Origin of the sequence: Endozoicomonas sp. SESOKO2 (assembly GCF_024606245.1) — a bacterium.
GTDB lineage: Bacteria > Pseudomonadota > Gammaproteobacteria > Pseudomonadales > Endozoicomonadaceae > Endozoicomonas_A.
Window position 1 is genome coordinate 39,599 of the sequence record NZ_JAHHPQ010000508.1, and the last position, 14,920, is coordinate 54,518.

At 46.4% G+C, this 14,920-nt stretch carries 18 protein-coding genes; 12 read left to right on the plus strand and 6 right to left on the minus strand.

Annotated elements, in window-relative coordinates; translation table 11 throughout:
• Positions 1 to 29 precede the first annotated feature (29 nt).
• The 9 genes from KDK17_RS11775 (at position 30) to frdD (ending at position 6,864) form a co-directional block, all read left to right on the plus strand.
• Complete coding sequence (locus tag KDK17_RS11775; protein ID WP_257276067.1) at positions 30 to 401, plus strand: hypothetical protein; 372 nt, start codon at positions 30 to 32, stop codon at positions 399 to 401.
• Between the two features lie 60 nt (positions 402 to 461).
• Complete coding sequence (locus KDK17_RS11780; protein WP_257288151.1) at positions 462 to 878, plus strand: EscI/YscI/HrpB family type III secretion system inner rod protein; 417 nt, start codon at positions 462 to 464, stop codon at positions 876 to 878.
• A gap of 78 nt (positions 879 to 956) precedes the next feature.
• Complete coding sequence (sctJ, locus tag KDK17_RS11785; RefSeq protein ID WP_257288152.1) at positions 957 to 1,745, plus strand: type III secretion system inner membrane ring lipoprotein SctJ; 789 nt, start codon at positions 957 to 959, stop codon at positions 1,743 to 1,745.
• A complete protein-coding gene (locus KDK17_RS11790; protein ID WP_257288153.1) occupies positions 1,745 to 2,440 on the plus strand; it encodes a Yop proteins translocation protein K in 696 nt (231 codons plus the stop codon). The genes sctJ and KDK17_RS11790 overlap by 1 nt, the downstream gene beginning before the upstream one ends.
• Positions 2,419 to 3,084 carry an HrpE/YscL family type III secretion apparatus protein gene (locus tag KDK17_RS11795; RefSeq protein WP_257279837.1) on the plus strand — a complete coding sequence of 222 codons (666 nt, stop codon included), beginning with the start codon at positions 2,419 to 2,421 and terminating at the stop codon, positions 3,082 to 3,084. Before KDK17_RS11790 ends, KDK17_RS11795 begins: the two co-directional genes overlap by 22 nt.
• 486 nt (positions 3,085 to 3,570) lie before the next feature.
• Positions 3,571 to 5,355 carry a fumarate reductase (quinol) flavoprotein subunit gene (gene frdA / locus KDK17_RS11800; RefSeq protein ID WP_257279836.1) on the plus strand — a complete coding sequence of 595 codons (1,785 nt, stop codon included), beginning with the start codon at positions 3,571 to 3,573 and terminating at the stop codon, positions 5,353 to 5,355.
• A gap of 14 nt (positions 5,356 to 5,369) precedes the next feature.
• A complete protein-coding gene (locus tag KDK17_RS11805) occupies positions 5,370 to 6,116 on the plus strand; it encodes a succinate dehydrogenase/fumarate reductase iron-sulfur subunit (RefSeq protein WP_257288154.1) in 747 nt (248 codons plus the stop codon).
• Positions 6,116 to 6,502, plus strand: a complete 387-nt coding sequence (locus KDK17_RS11810) for a hypothetical protein (RefSeq protein WP_257255520.1) — start codon at positions 6,116 to 6,118, stop codon at positions 6,500 to 6,502. Before KDK17_RS11805 ends, KDK17_RS11810 begins: the two co-directional genes overlap by 1 nt.
• An 11-nt stretch (positions 6,503 to 6,513) precedes the next feature.
• On the plus strand, positions 6,514 to 6,864 hold the full coding sequence (gene frdD / locus KDK17_RS11815; RefSeq protein ID WP_257255521.1) for a fumarate reductase subunit FrdD: 351 nt from the start codon (positions 6,514 to 6,516) through the stop codon (positions 6,862 to 6,864).
• A 60-nt stretch (positions 6,865 to 6,924) separates the two neighbouring features.
• Here the strand turns inward: frdD and KDK17_RS11820 are convergent, their stop codons facing one another.
• Positions 6,925 to 7,803 carry a hypothetical protein gene (locus tag KDK17_RS11820; protein ID WP_257255522.1) on the minus strand — a complete coding sequence of 293 codons (879 nt, stop codon included), beginning with the start codon at positions 7,801 to 7,803 and terminating at the stop codon, positions 6,925 to 6,927.
• Between the two features lie 51 nt (positions 7,804 to 7,854).
• On the opposite strand from KDK17_RS11820, the gene KDK17_RS11825 reads away from it, so the two are divergent.
• Both KDK17_RS11825 and KDK17_RS11830 read left to right on the plus strand, forming a co-directional pair.
• Positions 7,855 to 8,859 carry an adenosine deaminase gene (locus KDK17_RS11825; protein WP_257255523.1) on the plus strand — a complete coding sequence of 335 codons (1,005 nt, stop codon included), beginning with the start codon at positions 7,855 to 7,857 and terminating at the stop codon, positions 8,857 to 8,859.
• Positions 8,852 to 9,541 carry an SDR family oxidoreductase gene (locus tag KDK17_RS11830; RefSeq protein WP_257255524.1) on the plus strand — a complete coding sequence of 230 codons (690 nt, stop codon included), beginning with the start codon at positions 8,852 to 8,854 and terminating at the stop codon, positions 9,539 to 9,541. Before KDK17_RS11825 ends, KDK17_RS11830 begins: the two co-directional genes overlap by 8 nt.
• 45 nt (positions 9,542 to 9,586) lie before the next feature.
• On the opposite strand, the gene KDK17_RS11835 is transcribed toward KDK17_RS11830, so the two are convergent.
• The 5 genes from KDK17_RS11835 to KDK17_RS11855 all read right to left on the minus strand — a co-directional run bounded on the left by KDK17_RS11835 (position 9,587) and on the right by KDK17_RS11855 (position 14,331).
• A complete protein-coding gene (locus tag KDK17_RS11835) occupies positions 9,587 to 10,282 on the minus strand; it encodes an anti-sigma factor domain-containing protein (protein ID WP_257255525.1) in 696 nt (231 codons plus the stop codon).
• Positions 10,264 to 10,839, minus strand: a complete 576-nt coding sequence (locus KDK17_RS11840; RefSeq protein ID WP_257255526.1) for an RNA polymerase sigma factor — start codon at positions 10,837 to 10,839, stop codon at positions 10,264 to 10,266. Before KDK17_RS11840 ends, KDK17_RS11835 begins: the two co-directional genes overlap by 19 nt.
• 246 nt (positions 10,840 to 11,085) lie before the next feature.
• Positions 11,086 to 11,409, minus strand: coding sequence for an Hpt domain-containing protein (locus KDK17_RS11845; RefSeq protein WP_257255527.1), 324 nt, complete (start codon positions 11,407 to 11,409; stop codon positions 11,086 to 11,088).
• Between the two features lie 65 nt (positions 11,410 to 11,474).
• Positions 11,475 to 13,823 carry a DUF1631 domain-containing protein gene (locus KDK17_RS11850; protein ID WP_257255528.1) on the minus strand — a complete coding sequence of 783 codons (2,349 nt, stop codon included), beginning with the start codon at positions 13,821 to 13,823 and terminating at the stop codon, positions 11,475 to 11,477.
• 229 nt (positions 13,824 to 14,052) lie between these two features.
• Positions 14,053 to 14,331: a hypothetical protein gene (locus KDK17_RS11855; protein ID WP_257255529.1), complete on the minus strand. Its 279-nt coding sequence runs from the start codon at positions 14,329 to 14,331 to the stop codon at positions 14,053 to 14,055.
• A 238-nt stretch (positions 14,332 to 14,569) separates the two neighbouring features.
• Between KDK17_RS11855 and KDK17_RS11860 the strand changes: the two genes are divergently transcribed.
• Entirely contained in the window at positions 14,570 to 14,875 is a 306-nt protein-coding gene (locus tag KDK17_RS11860) for a hypothetical protein (protein ID WP_257255530.1), read from the plus strand.
• Positions 14,876 to 14,920: the final 45 nt, after the last annotated feature.

Consider the following 14,920-nt stretch of genomic DNA (forward strand, 5'->3'; position numbering starts at 1 on the left):
AAAGGACGCTAGCATGAGGGAAGCAGGCAATGGATTGGCGGGATGAGGTGATTTCGGATATTGGCCGGGGAATGGGTATTGAGGGACTCAGTTTCGGCGTCTCCGGAGTAATCAGCATTGAATTTGAATCTGAAAGGGCTCTGTATCTGGAGACACAGGAAGAGGGTGTTCTTATTTACATGGTTCAGGGGTTGTCCCGATTTGATGCCTGCAAAAGCCTGGTTCATGCGCTAAGAAAATGTCATTACACCCAGTCTCTTGCGCTGCCATTGCAGGCAGGGCTGAAAGGAGAAGAGGAACTGGTCTGGTTGATTCATCTCAATAATGAACAGTTCTCCCGTCCAACCGTTGAAAGTGCTATCGAAACAATAATTAGACAGTCTGAGCAGCTTGCTGCTTAAGGTTGCAAGGTGGCAGGCCCCGCTTGCTGAAAATGAAGACCAACTCAAGAGGTCTGTTATATGGCCGAAAATATTATCAACTCAAAAGGCCTGACAGAGAAAGCGCTTGAATCTGCCGAAACGTTTGCCGTTCCGGAAAAAGTGGATGCAGGTGCGGCCGATAAATTTGGCAGCCTGCTTTCAGGTGATGCTGATGGACAGCAGTCAATAGAAGCTGCTTCAGCGGTTGGACAGCCAGAAGGGGAAGCCCTGACTCTGGGAGATAAGATTCTCAGGGGTATGCAGGGGTTAAGAGAGCATGTTGAAGCAGGTAAGGAGAATGTCGTTTCCAACCTGCAGCCTGGTGAAACGATGACCATGCAGGACATGTTTAAAACCCAGATGGCCATGACCAACCTGATGGTCACCGAGGATTACATAGGGAAGATTGTCAGTAAGAGTACCCAGACGTTTGATACTCTGCTGCGAAATCAATAATTCCTGACGAAGTCCTGAAGCAAGTGCACAGCTGCCTGGTAATTTTGGATCCAGAAATACAGCCGGAGTCATCCGTTCATGAGCAAGGGAACTGTGCACCGTACTCTGAAATACCTGGGAGTCATCTGCCTCAGCTTTCTGCTGTCAGGGTGTCAGGTTGAGCTCTATTCTGGCCTTTCTGAAAAGGAAGGCAATGACATGCTGGCCATCCTGTTGGATGGCGAAATACCTGCGGAAAAGCTTATCAATAAGGACAAGATGGTGACCCTGATGGTGCCATCTGAGGAAGTTTCAAGATCCATCAAGTTGCTTCGTGGTTACGGATACCCCAAGGAGAAATACTCTTCAATTGGTGATATTTTTCCAAAAGACGGTCTGATCTCTTCACCCACTGAAGAGAGAGCTCGTTATACCTATTCCATGTCACAAGAGCTTTCATCAACATTATCCATGATTGATGGTGTTATCACCGCTCGTGTCCATGTTGTCCTGCCTCAGGAGCAGGATTCTCTGAGTGATGTCAATTACCCTTCCTCAGCCTCTGTGTTTATCAAGTACACACCAGAACTGGAGCTGGCTGGCTTCATTCCAAAGGTGAAAACACTGGTGTCTAACAGTATTGAAGGCCTGTCTCTTGATAAAATCACGGTTTCTCTCTTTCCTGCTACTCGCATTAATCAGGGGAGCAGTGCCGCGCCCAAAATGGAATCGGTTTTTTTCGTTAAAGTGAATCCTTCTTCCGCCGGTGCTTTGAGGGGCGTTGTCTACGGACTCCTGTTTCTCTTGATCGTGGCACTGGCCGGTTGTGGAGCACTGTACTGGATGATGTTCATGAAGAAAGGCAAGAAAAAAGTCAGGAAGAGTTAATGAACGCAGAGCAGCGATACCCCGAGGAAGACCCACAATTAGAGCTGTTTCAGTCCGTTGCTGAATTTAACCTGTACTTAGTGCGCTTTATTCATCACAGCTGGTTGAAAACCATCAAGTTATCACCACTGGTCAAACAGCTCAGAAAAGCCGGTAATGCAGATTACCATCTGTCTCATTTTTTACTAAAAGAGTTTGATCTGAGCAATGACTATGATTACGACTTTGATGAAAAGTACAAAAGAGTAGCCCTGGCGAACGAAGAAGCCATTACAAAGCTGGCTTTTTATTTGGGTATTATTCTAAACGAAAGCGTTATTCGAAATACCCTTCGTAAGCAGGAAAGACTGTTGCTAAAGAAAACACTGGGAGAGGATGGGTTTCGTTTTGCTGTTAAAAAGGCGCAGTTTTTCAGTCGCATCGGAAGTGATCTGGGACCAAGTTTTTTGATTGACTGGGATCATCTTGATAGTTTTAAACGTTATCTTATGCAATCTGGTTTTCAGGTGCTCGGAAGGGCTTTCTCAGACAGTCCTCCTGCCTTTATCAAAAGGCTGGAATTAAAACTGCCTGTTTCATTTCGCGATACTATCCGGAGTTCAGAGAGGTCGGACCTGGATATCAATCAGTGCAAGACACTGGTCGTTAAAGCACATAAAGAGGTGAATAGAGAATGGCGTCACCTGTTCGTCTGACTTCCGGACAGTTGACGATTGACCCGTCAGCGAAAGTCCTGAAAACACAAGATTATGCAGACTATCTTGAGTCTAAAGACATTATCAAGAAAGCCCGGGATCATGCCAGAGAAATACTGGAGCAGTCTCGTCAGGCCTATGAGAAGGAAAAGCAAAGAGGTTTTGAAGAAGGGTTAGCAGAAAGTAAGGTTGATCAGGCTGAGCAAATGCTTAAGGTCGTCAGCCGAACCATAAACTATCTCTCAGAGGTGGAGAAAGCTCTGGCTGATATTTTAATGTCGGGGATTAAAAAAATAATTGGTGAATATGATCAGGAAGAGCTTGCCGTAAGTCTGGTAAAAAATGCACTACAGCACGTCAGAAATGAAAAGCAAGTCACCATTCGTATCCCGCCCAGTCAATTCAAGATGGTTAAAGCAAGGCTTAATGAAATACTGGCGGAATACAAAGGTGTAGGCTTTATCAACCTGGTTTCGGATCAGCGTCTGTCTACGGGGGATTGTATCATGGAGAGTGATGTTGGGGTGGTTGATGCCAGCGTGGATCTGCAGATCAAGGCACTACAAAAACGTTTTGAAAGAATTAATTCTGAAGCTGTAAACAGTATTACCAATGATCACTCCATGTTCGATGAGACACAATGATCGTGACTCATATTTGAAAATATAATCTTCTATAGTTTTTTTCTCACTCCCTGACTCAGGGATGCTTACCGTTATCCACAGGAAAATGTCTGTCTGTTACACATCATGCTCAGAAACTGATTTCTCTGAATGTTTTTGTTTGAAGGAAAATGGTTCAGAATTTGTACTTTTCCCTGTGAGAGTCAGGATGTGTTGAATACTCATATCTATGGGATTTCACGTGATTGCTTCAGATGTTATTAGTGAGTATATTGAACTCGTTAACTTGTTAACGGGTTTGGCTGACCACTGCGATGGCATGAGCCGTAAGGGTCTTGAATAGAGCTATACTGATTTTCAATGTGAGCACTGAAAATCCTCTCAATAGGCAGTATCCAGACATTTCCCAATAGGTTTCCTTTCAACGATTTCACTTAACCCTGTCCGGTTGTGATGGAGTCTGCTGCCAGGCTGAAAGACCGGACCTTCAGTAGAGGTTGGCATAAAATGCAGGTCATCAAGACCGATGTTGCAATTGTAGGTGCTGGTGGTGCCGGACTTCGTGCTGCTATAGCGGTTGCAGAAAAAGACCCAAACCTGAATATTGCACTGCTCTCAAAAGTATACCCGATGCGCAGTCACACCGTGGCGGCAGAAGGGGGGGCAGCAGGCGTTATTCAGGATCATGATTCTTTCGAGAATCACTTCAAGGATACCGTTTCCGGTGGCGACTGGCTTTGTGATCAGGATGTTGTCGATTACTTTGTTCAGAACTCTACAGAAGAAATGATTCGTCTGGAGCACTGGGGATGCCCCTGGAGTCGTAAGCCGAATGGTGATGTTAACGTACGTCCTTTTGGCGGCATGAAGATTGAGAGAACCTGGTTTGCTGCCGACAAATCCGGTTTCCACATGTTACACACGCTTTACCAGACATCCGTCAAATATCCTGCGATTGAACGTTTCGACGAATACTTTGCTACCGATCTGATTGTTGAAGAGGGTCGTGTTCAGGGTGTGGTTGCTATTGAAGTAAAAACAGGGGAGCCGAAGGTTTTCCTGGCAAAATCCGTGATTCTGGCAACCGGTGGTTCTGGTCGTGTATTCCGCTTCAATACCAATGGCGCCATTGTCACCGGTGATGGTCATGGTATGGCTATGAGAGCGGGGGCGCCACTGAGAGATATGGAGTTTGTTCAATACCATCCAACCGGTCTGCCCGGTTCGGGCATTCTGATGACCGAAGGTTGTCGTGGCGAAGGTGGCATTCTGCTCAATAAGCATGGCTATCGCTATCTTCAGGATTACGGTCTGGGGCCAGAAACACCGGTGGGCCAGCCAAGGAACAAATACATGGAACTGGGCCCGCGTGACAAGCTCTCCCAGGCTTTCTGGAATGAGCAGCGTAAGGGCAACACCATTGAAACTCCTCTTGGTGATGCTGTGCTGCTGGATCTTCGCCATCTGGGTGAAAAGAAATTGATGGAGCGCCTGCCCCTGATCTGCTCACTGGCTAAAAACTATGTAGGTGTTGATCCTGTTCATCAGGCTGTTCCGGTTCGTCCTGCGGTTCACTACACCATGGGGGGGATCCGTACCGATATCAACTGTGCGGCCGATATTCCAGGCCTCTACGCTGCCGGTGAATGCGCCAGCATTGGCATGCACGGTGCTAATCGTTTGGGCTCAAATTCCCTGGCGGAAACGGTGGTATTCGGTGCAATGGCCGGTGATAAAGCGGCCGGGTTTGCTCAGCAGGCTGTGATGCCTGATGAGAAAAAGCTGTTGGATCAGGCGAAAATGCATCTCTCCAGCATCGAAAATCTGCGCAATGCGAAGGGCACTGAAAAAGCTTCTCACATTCGTCAAGAGATGGTGAAAACTATGGAGCGTTGCTTTGGTATCTTCCGAATTGGCGAAGAGATGCAGGAAGGGGTCGATAAGATTGCAGAGCTTCGTGAGCGCTTTCGTAATTTACAGGTTGAAGACCGCAGCAAGGTTTTTAACACTGAACTCTTGCAGGCTTTTGAACTGCAAAGCTCCCTGGCTGTTGCTGAAACCATTGCAGTAGGAGCGCTGAATCGAAGGGAATCCCGTGGTGCTCATCAGCGAATTGATGGTTTTGACAATCGTGACGACGAGAACTTCCTGAAACATACTCTGGCATATTATAACGGTGACTCAGCTCCCCGTTTGGACTATCAGGATGTCAATATTACTCGTTATCAGCCAGAAGAGCGTGTTTACGGTGCAGCGGCTGAGAAGGGTGCTGCGGTGCCGGATGCAAAGTGACGGGAGGGCTGTAAATGAGTAAAAAGACAATCAACATCGAAATTCTGAGGTACAACCCGGAAAGCGATGAGAAGCCCGGCTACGGTAGATTTGAGGTTCCTTTTCTTGAAGAGTGGTCTGTGCTGGATGCCCTTGAGTACATCAAGGACGAACTGGACTCTTCTCTGGCCTATCGCTGGTCTTGCCGGATGGCTGTTTGCGGAAGCTGCGGCATGGTCATTAATGGCACGCCCAAGCTGGGCTGTGAGACCTTCCTGAGGGATTACAAAAGCACCATCAAGGTAGAGCCACTGGCCAACTTCCCGATTGAGCGTGACCTGGTGGTGGATGCAGAAGACTTCATCAAAAAACTGGAGTCTGTGAAGCCTTATATTATTAATGCAATGGAAAAACCGGTTGCAGAAGGTGTAAACAAGCAGACACCCAAAGAGCTGGGCCTTTACAAGCAGTTCTCCAGCTGCATTAACTGCATGCTCTGTTACTCAGCCTGCCCACAAATGGGGATTAACCCACTGTTTACCGGGCCAGCCGTTATCGCACTGGGACACCGTTACAATCTGGATACAAGGGATGACGGGTATGATGAGCGCACAGAAGTGATTCAGAGCAAGAACGGTGTTTGGTCCTGTACCTTTGTGGGCTATTGCTCAGAGGTCTGCCCAAAGAATGTCGATCCTGCTGCAGCTATCAACCAGAACAAGTTGCAGGGCGCTCAGGATTGGGCTTTGTCTTTCCTGATGCCGCTTAAAGGAGGTGAGTGATGAGTCGTCGTCCTTATGTGCGTCCCATGAAGCGCACTTGGTATATGGATCATCTTTTTTATCGCACCTACATGATCAGGGAAGCGACCTGTGTGTTTGATGCGCTTTACAGCATCAACTTGTTCTTTGGTATTGTTCAGCTGACCCGTGGTGGAGACGCCTGGGAGGGCTGGCTTTCTTTTCAGGCTAATCCTCTGATGATTCTGTTCACGGTTGTGACGCTAGGGATGACTCTGTTTCATGCAGCCACTTATTTTGATATGACACCACGGGTATTGCCTCAGCAGATTCGCAAGATGGTGGCTGATCATGTAGTCAATAAACTGATGTATGCAGGTCTGGCAGGTGTTTCTGTCATTATTTTCGCTGCTGCTGTGCTGTTTTGAGGGAGATGGTCATGAGTCAGAAAAGACACATTGAGCCGTTGCTTTGGAGCCTGTTCGGCGCTGGTGGAACAACAATCGCTTTTTTCTTCCCGGCTACGATCCTGGTGATTCTGGCGGTATCTTTGGGCGTGATTCCAGCAGAAGCACTGTCTTATGAAAGAATGTCTGGTTTCTTCTTGAATAATCTGATTGGACAGTTGGTTCTTCTGGTCGCCCTGGTGCCTTCCTATTGGGCCTGTATCCACCGTATTTACCACGGCCTGCATGATTTGGGTGTTCATCCGGGGGCAGGGCTTAAAGTAATGTTATATGGAGCTACTCTGGTTTTGAGTGTGGTGACTGTGATTCTGGTACTGTCCTGATTTAATGAGGTTTCCGATCAAGAAAAGCCGTCAGACAGCCTTTGACGGCTTTTATCATATCTAAGTGCCGTTAAAAGCCGACATTTCGATGCGCATCTGACGAAGCTGCTGTTCCACAGCTTTCTGCTGGTCAGGTGTCAGCTCACCTTCCTGTAACATTAATCCGAGTTTGTTGGCTGTCTGACTTAAAGAGAAGAGGCATTTCTCCTCCATGAGTCTGGTCATTTCCTGAAGTTGGTTCTGTCCCAGACTGCTGTTACTGAGGTACTCATCTGCCCTTATTTTGGCAATTGTTCTGACCGGGCTCTCTGAGGTTCCCAGCTGGGTCATGTAGCCACTGATTTGTTCAAACTGTTCTTCCAGTGAAACGTCTGAAACCACCAGTTTACTGACAATATCGTCAGCAGTGAGCTGCCCAGCGAAGGTGACTAACAATTTTTTGGCTCCCTCTGATTGATCTTTTGGTAAGGTAGAAATCAGTTTATCGAGTTGATTCAGGTCCTTGATGAAACGTTCCATGGATTCCCGAGCACCGACCAAATCACCTTTTTCAAAAAATTTCAGCATCATACCCAAGTCTGCAGGTGCCAGTTTACCTTCTGAAGGCGTTGATTTGACGCCTCTGGAGAGAATCGATTTCTTTTCTGGTCCTGACAGCGGCTTCTCTTTTGAAAGATATTTCTTCGGTTGCGTTTCATCAGAAGCACCACTGCCCTGATTTACAGGCGGTCGGCTGGGTTCAAATTGTGTTTGGGAGGGAGGTTGTCCTGAGCCATCAATCTTCGACATAGTGCCATTCCATGGTTTTTTGCCGGAAAAGACGCCTGAAAGCGAAAGCATCCTTCCTGATATCGCTGCCTGACTTGCAGCCAGAGCGTTATAATAAGTATCTTTAGAAAGAATAGCTCTTTTTAACGTGGAAATGCAGTATTCATTCAAAGAACAAGTTCCTGACGATCTTTAATGACAGATGAAAAGGTAGATTCTTCCATGATTGACTCGTTACCCAAGGCAGAACTTCATCTGCATATTGAAGGTACCCTGGAACCTGAACTGATGTTGTCTCTGGCTGAAAGAAATGAAATCAGCCTGCCTTACCAAAGCGTTAAAGAAGTCCGGGACGCCTATCAGTTTTCCAACCTGCAATCCTTTCTGGACATTTATTATGCTGGTGCAAATGTTCTACAGACCGAACAGGATTTTTATGATTTGACCTGGGCGTATCTGGAGCGCTGTCAAAAAGACAATGTAGTTCATACCGAGATTTTCTTTGATCCACAGACCCACACTGGCAGAGGTATCCCGTTTGGCACTGTGTTTGAGGGAATGGATGCCGCTCTTCAGGATGGCAGAAAGCAGTTGGGTATCAGCAGTCATACTATTATGTGTTTTCTTCGTCATTTAGGAGCTGAGGCAGCGCTGAATACTTTTGAAATGTCCAAACCATGGCATCAGCGACTGGTCGGTGTGGGTCTGGATTCAACGGAGCTGGGGCACCCTCCGGAGATGTTTGCAGAGGTCTTTGACCAAGCCATACAGGCTGGGTTGAAGACCGTTGCTCATGCGGGAGAAGAGGGTCCGGCAGACTACATCTGGGGAGCTTTGAATGCACTTAAAGTGTTGCGGATTGACCATGGTGTTCGATGTTTGGATGACGAGAGTCTGGTTCAGTATCTGGTTGAGAACAAAATTCCCCTGACAGTGTGTCCCCTTTCGAATGTCAAATTGTGTGTATTTGACAGTTTGTCAGAACATAATCTGAAGCAGATGCTGGATAAAGGACTTTGTGTCACTGTCAATTCTGATGATCCTTCCTATTTTGGTGGTTATATCAACGATAATTTCCATGCTACGCAGCAAGCCTTAGGGTTGGACGATCAGGCTGTTTATCAATTGATACGAAACAGCTTCAATGCCAGTTTTCTTGAGAGTTCAGAACGATCCCGGCATCTGGCTCGTCTGGACACTCTCTATAAGGAGTTAAGTGATGACTAAAACGGTGGTGGTGACCGGTGCAAACCGGGGTCTGGGTCTGGAGTATTGCAGGCAGTTTTTGGAAAAAGGCTACAAAGTATATGCCTGCTGCCGGGCACCAGAGTCGGCAGAAGATTTGCTGAACCTGAAGCAGCAGAACAGCGAAAAACTGGAAACGGTACCTCTGGATGTCACCAACCCCGCACAGAGAATGAATCTTAAACATACGCTGCAGAGAGAGCAGATCGATATACTGATTAATAATGCGGGTATCTATGGTCAGCGGGCGAAATTTGGCGAGGTTGAATCTGAAGAGTGGCACAAGGTCATGGAGGTCAACACCATTGCACCGGTTTTGCTGGTGCAGGAACTGTTTGAGCTGATGCCTCAAGGTTCAAAGATTGTATTGATGACCAGCAAAATGGGGAGTATTGCTGATAACACAAGCGGTGGAAGCTATATCTACCGTTCCTCAAAAGCGGCATTGAATGCTGTTGGCAAAAGTATGGCGCAGGATCTATCTGATAAGGGGGTCAGTGTGGCTATCTGTCATCCGGGCTGGGTTGTGACGGATATGGGCGGACCCAATGCTTTGATTGATACCCGAACCTCCATAAAAGGGCTGATTTCTGTGATTGAGCAGCTTGGGCCGGAAAATACCGGGCAGTTTTTTAACTATGATGGTGCCCTGATTCCCTGGTAATTAGAAGATCAGGCACTGCCCCGTCAGGCAGTGCCTCGAAACAAGTTAGTAAGTTCGAGTGCTCCAGTCACCTTTATCCAGAACAGGCCCCATGTCCCAGCCGTTGGGTGCGCCCTTCTGGTCTTCAAGTGTGACAATAATTTTCGCTTTGGAAAGCTTCTCTGCCCATCCCTTGGGTATCGTCATCTCTTTTGTACCTGATTCAGGCAGCATTCCCAGAGAAACAGGCTCTACACCATCCACCACCAACCAGAGTTCACAGGCTTTCCCTTCAGGGATGGAATCAGGCTGAACGGTTTCCATAACCAGTTTTTTACTGCCCAATGATGCGTTAAGAATCCACCCGGGGCTTTTTTTCTGGTTGTTGACGACATAAACGTATTCCATGTTCGCCGGGTTTACCGACTGAAAATTCGCCAGAGCCACCATAAGAGCCAGGGCAACCGAAGCAAAAGCGGAACCTTGCCAGAACTTCAGGCTGCTCCAGAATGATTCTTTATTGTTGGTAGCTTGCTCAATATTTTTCCAAATATGCTTGGGAGGCTCGACAGGAGGCAGAGCCTCGTTCAGAGTATCCAGGTACTCTCGCCACTCGTCTACTTCACGCTGAACATCGTGACTAACAGCCATTAATACTTCAAATTGAGCCTTTTCATCAGGCGTCAGCAGGCCGAGCACATAGTCTGCTGCAGCCTGATTTCTTTCATCAGGATTGCTTAGATCTAAGCGGTCGTCATGCATTCCTTCAACCTCATCAGTCCACGTCGAATCCACGTTTTCACTGTTCCGATAGGAACTTCCAGCTGGTTAGAAAGATTCTGATGAGTCATTCCATCAAAATAGCTGAGTTCCAGACAGCGTCTCTGGTTATCATTCAAAGTTCTCAGACAGCGGTGGACTTGCTGACTGTTCTGTGTTTCTGTCATCTTTTGTTCCTGACTGGAACTCTGGTCGACCTGCAGGTCAAGCGCCTCCGTTTCCACCTGGGGCTCCCGGTTCAGTTTCCGCAGATGGTCCAGTGCCTGATTTCTGGCAATGGTGTTCATCCAGGTCATGGGAGCAGCTTTGCTGCTGTTATAGCTGGAGGATGCCTGCCAGATCTTTATATAAACCTGCTGAAGACAATCTTCTGCAAGCTCTCTGTCTTTCAATATACGCAGGATCAAGGCAAAGAGTTTCGACGAAGTCAGCTGATAAAGATGTTTAAAGGCTTTTTGTTCCCCCCGGGCACATCTGGCCAGATCTTCAGCAAGACTCTGGGGAGAGGGTGTTGATATTGAGGTGGAGGTCAGACTCATTCGAGTTGTACTGTTTATGGGTTAGGACGCTTACTCTACCGGATAAATCACTCTCATCAAACCTCCATAAAAGACTCTGACCACATCCAGTCTGACGACCTTACACAGGCAGGGGGTATGAGGCAGTGTTTATGCAACCTTGATCAGGTCATAGGAATGATTCCGGGAGTGACGATATTGGAGGTTGTCCGACAGTGTCTTTCTGGCTTGAGTAAAGGTAGCATGACACATATACAGTTTTAGATTTCATAGCTTTTTGATAGCTTCAGAAACGCTGCTATAACACTTCCTGATATCAGAGAGTAATGATTCGAACTTCTCATTTTCAGCCTGTTTGCCCGCTTCTTCCAGCTCATTGGTCAGCTGTATCAGCTGATTGGCTCCCACAATCATTGATGAGCCTTTGATTCGGTGTGCGAGACTGGCGATCTCGCGGTGTGTCTTGTTTTCAACTGCTTTATCCAAGGATCTGAGATCCTCTTCTGTGGTGTTGAGGAATTCATCCAGAAGCATCTGCATCATTGGTGCATCGTCTTCGGTGAGCTGTTCCAGGTTCCCAAGGTCGATCAATGGATACCTCCTTTGTATCTGGATCAGTTGGGGAAAACATTCAGGTTATGTGTCGTCGACAGATGCTAAAACTTCAGGAATTTGTTCATGACGGCATGCAGAGCCTTATCGAAGAATTGAGTATCTTCAATAATACGAATGCGCTCATTTTCTATACCGGACTTGATTGCGTAGCCAGACATTTCGGCTACTTTCATGCCAGAACTATTAATGAAGGTATAGCGATGGGAGACTGTATTAATAGAAGAGAGTTTACAACGGAAATGCTGATCCTGCTTGCCAATGAATTCAACCCACTGGCCTATGCTAAGTTCTACTCCGGTATGCTCTTCCAGAACATCTTTTTCGATGACTCCGTCTTCCTTTGGAGTCGTATCAACGACCTCGGGAATGAGTAAGTCTGATTCAAGGTGAGGATGATCTAACCTTTGACTCTGAAGTACGATCTCTTCTGTATCCGATTCTGCAAACTCTTCTTTTGCTGCTGAATCTTCGAGGGTTACGTTAATAAATTCTTCTTCTATTGGGAATTCAACAGGCATTGATATCAGTGTGGTCAAATCATGCATCCATTCAGCGAAGATAGAGGGGGCATGACCGGTTTTGTTGAGATGGTCGAGCAACATAGTTTTTAATAGGAGCCAGTCTTGAGCTGGGACCGAATCACGGTTTTCTGGTTGTAGATTCCATAACAAGATATCCAGTGTATTAATGGCATCGAACCATGGAATGTCAGCTGAATCATTGGTATTAGCAGTGCTCTTCATACCAGCGGTTTCCAGAACATCAGACCAAACTTCATTAACCAGCTTTTCCATTGAGTCCGGCACTGTATATTGCCGGGTAGAAATGAGATTGGAGATGATTAGTTGAAACTCACAGTTTACCTTGCTTGTCTGAGCTTCAAGAACAATATCTTCCGTACTAATGGCCTCTTCACCCTCTGCAGGTTCAGTCTGATTGGGCTCTGTTCTAGTTTGATTCTGGTCTAAAGAATCCCTGATTTTAAGTAGCTTATCGTTGAATGTTTTATGACAGCTGGAAAATATGTCAGGGTCTTCGGTGAAATGTTTGATAATGTACTTGACTGTTTCTTCAATCAACTCGATAACAGGCTTTTCTGTTTCTGGCTCCAGTGTCGTATGCATGCCGGCTGAGGTCATGTCATTGAGTAACTCTCTTGCCGCATGGCGACGGTCAGTTAAAAAACTTTCTTCCAGTAAAGTCAGTTTCAAAACAGGAATCTGAAGTAAACCAATCAGATTTTTAACGTCATCCGGTAACTCATGATCGTCCAGAATAAACTCGAACAGCATGCCGACCATGTTGATAAGGTCACGGTGCCTTGGTGAGAGCTTTTGTTTTACACCCTTGTCCTTCAAGGCACTCTTGATCGATTCTGCCAGACTGAAGATAGAGTCATGTTGACCCGAGAGCTCTTTCTGTATGGATGTCAGTGTACTGGCTAGCTCGATGCTGGCAAACAGTCTGGCATCACCACTCACCGTTGCATTAGAAGTCTCTGACGGGGTATGTAGTAGTCCTTCTACTCTGGAAAACAGCCTGTTTACCAGTTCATTCATGAACGCTTCATTCCAGGTTTGCGATGAATCCTCCGTTTTTGACGTCGTCTCAGGTTCAGGCGCTTCTGAGCGATATTGGGGAGCAGCCTCTCTGCTATTGGCCTCTGGTACCACTTGAATGTGTTTGGATTTTGAAAAGGGTTCATCTTCTGGTATTTCTGCAATTTTTGTAGCTGGCATGCTGATTTCAAGCCCCATAGAATCAAGGTACTCGTCCACTTCATGCCAGAGCTCCATCACAGCGGGTTTTATCTTGAGAGCAAATTGTAAAAGCAGTTCCTGGGTCAGGTCTGAAGACAGCTGAGCGGGTACCAGCGCTAGCGCGAAGCTCTCACAAATCTTCTGAGCTCCTAGTGGATTATTCTCTGGCTCAAGATGAATTAATCCAGACAGCCTGTTTTGTATATTGTTGAAGCGTTGAAGTTGGTCATTTATGCTAAGTTGACTGGCGGCATATTGCCACGCCAGCTTTTTCTCAAGATCGCCATTGTCAAGCAATGACAGCTCACTCAGAGAAACAGAGGCATGTGTATTGTCCTCTTCTTCAAGATTATTGAAATGTTTTAATGCCTCCTGCCGGAAGCATTGTATGATCTGATTTTTTGATCTTTCCAGGTTTTGCCTGGCTTCCATGAACTGCATGATTTGAGCGTTGTTTTGGCCAGCATCAGAAAGCTCCACGATATGCTGAGCCAGGTCAGTAAGAATATGATCGACAGGAGGGAATACCCATTTTTGGAAAGCATTGATGAGAGAGGTGTTTATTTCACCCACTTGAGAGAGTTTTGTTGAACTCGGTAGCGTGACAACATTGCTCGACGTTCCTGTCATAAATACTACTGCTCCCTGTATGACAATTAGGTCTGAGTTTACGTTTGATTGTTTATGGGGTTACCTGCTTAAATGGCCTGAGGCTTATTTCTGGCGGTGCCTTTAGCCAATATGTTTGACTTATTTGTCCTATTGTAATTTATTTGAATCAATATATTTATAATCAAAAGAAGTAAAAACGGCTAAAGGGTTAACCTGTTGTCAAACTTGTGATAACAGTAGTTGCAGGTTAGCCCTCTTTCAGCTCTTTAGATATTTCCCGGGCTTTCTCCATGGCCTTGTTGAAGCCGTTCTTGAAAAGGTTCTCCCTGATCTGCCTCTGAAGCTCTTCCGGGCTGATCATGCCGTCTTCCACTTCACTGGTCTCAGCTTCTTCCATTTCTGCCTGTTTTTTGAGATTAGCAAAGCGCTCTGCCTCAGCAGCATCAATTGGCTGTACTGGCTGGGTTGGGTCAACTTGACCGCGGTTGGAAGGTTGGATCGGTTCTGCGTCATGGTTAGTGATCATGCTTCTCTCCCTGTGGGTTGAAAATTCTGATGAGCGGTAATGTCTATCCTTATTTATATCGCCCATAACCATATTTCATTGTAGATAAAAAGGTTAAAGAGTTTGTTAGGGGACAAAATGGAAGTTGTTCTATAGACCATGGATTATTATTTCCAATCTATGTAAGAACAGGGGGTTCACACCTTAAAGCCCTCCATAGCTTCGCCGACAACTGGATTAGTTATGTTTGGAGAATGTTATGAGTGGACAGCATTTCACATTGACCATCAGTCAGAGTACAACAGACGCAGGCGATTTTGCCATCCACATGAAAGAAGAAGGTAAATCCGAGCAGCTTCTTGTACACCTTCGGTTTATGGATTCACCCATGCTGGACGAAAAGTTCCTTGATGATATCGTTGGCGTTCTGGCTCGAAAACTAGCCAAACGTGTCATTGAATGGCGTGTTGCCCCAGATGTTAACCCTGATACCATGCCCGATGCCCAGGATGAAGCTAGAGCCGTTGTCAATGCCATGCTCGATAAAATGAAAAAAGGGCAGTGACAGCTCTGATACCCCTCTTTAGCCACACAGTATTTTGCCGATTGA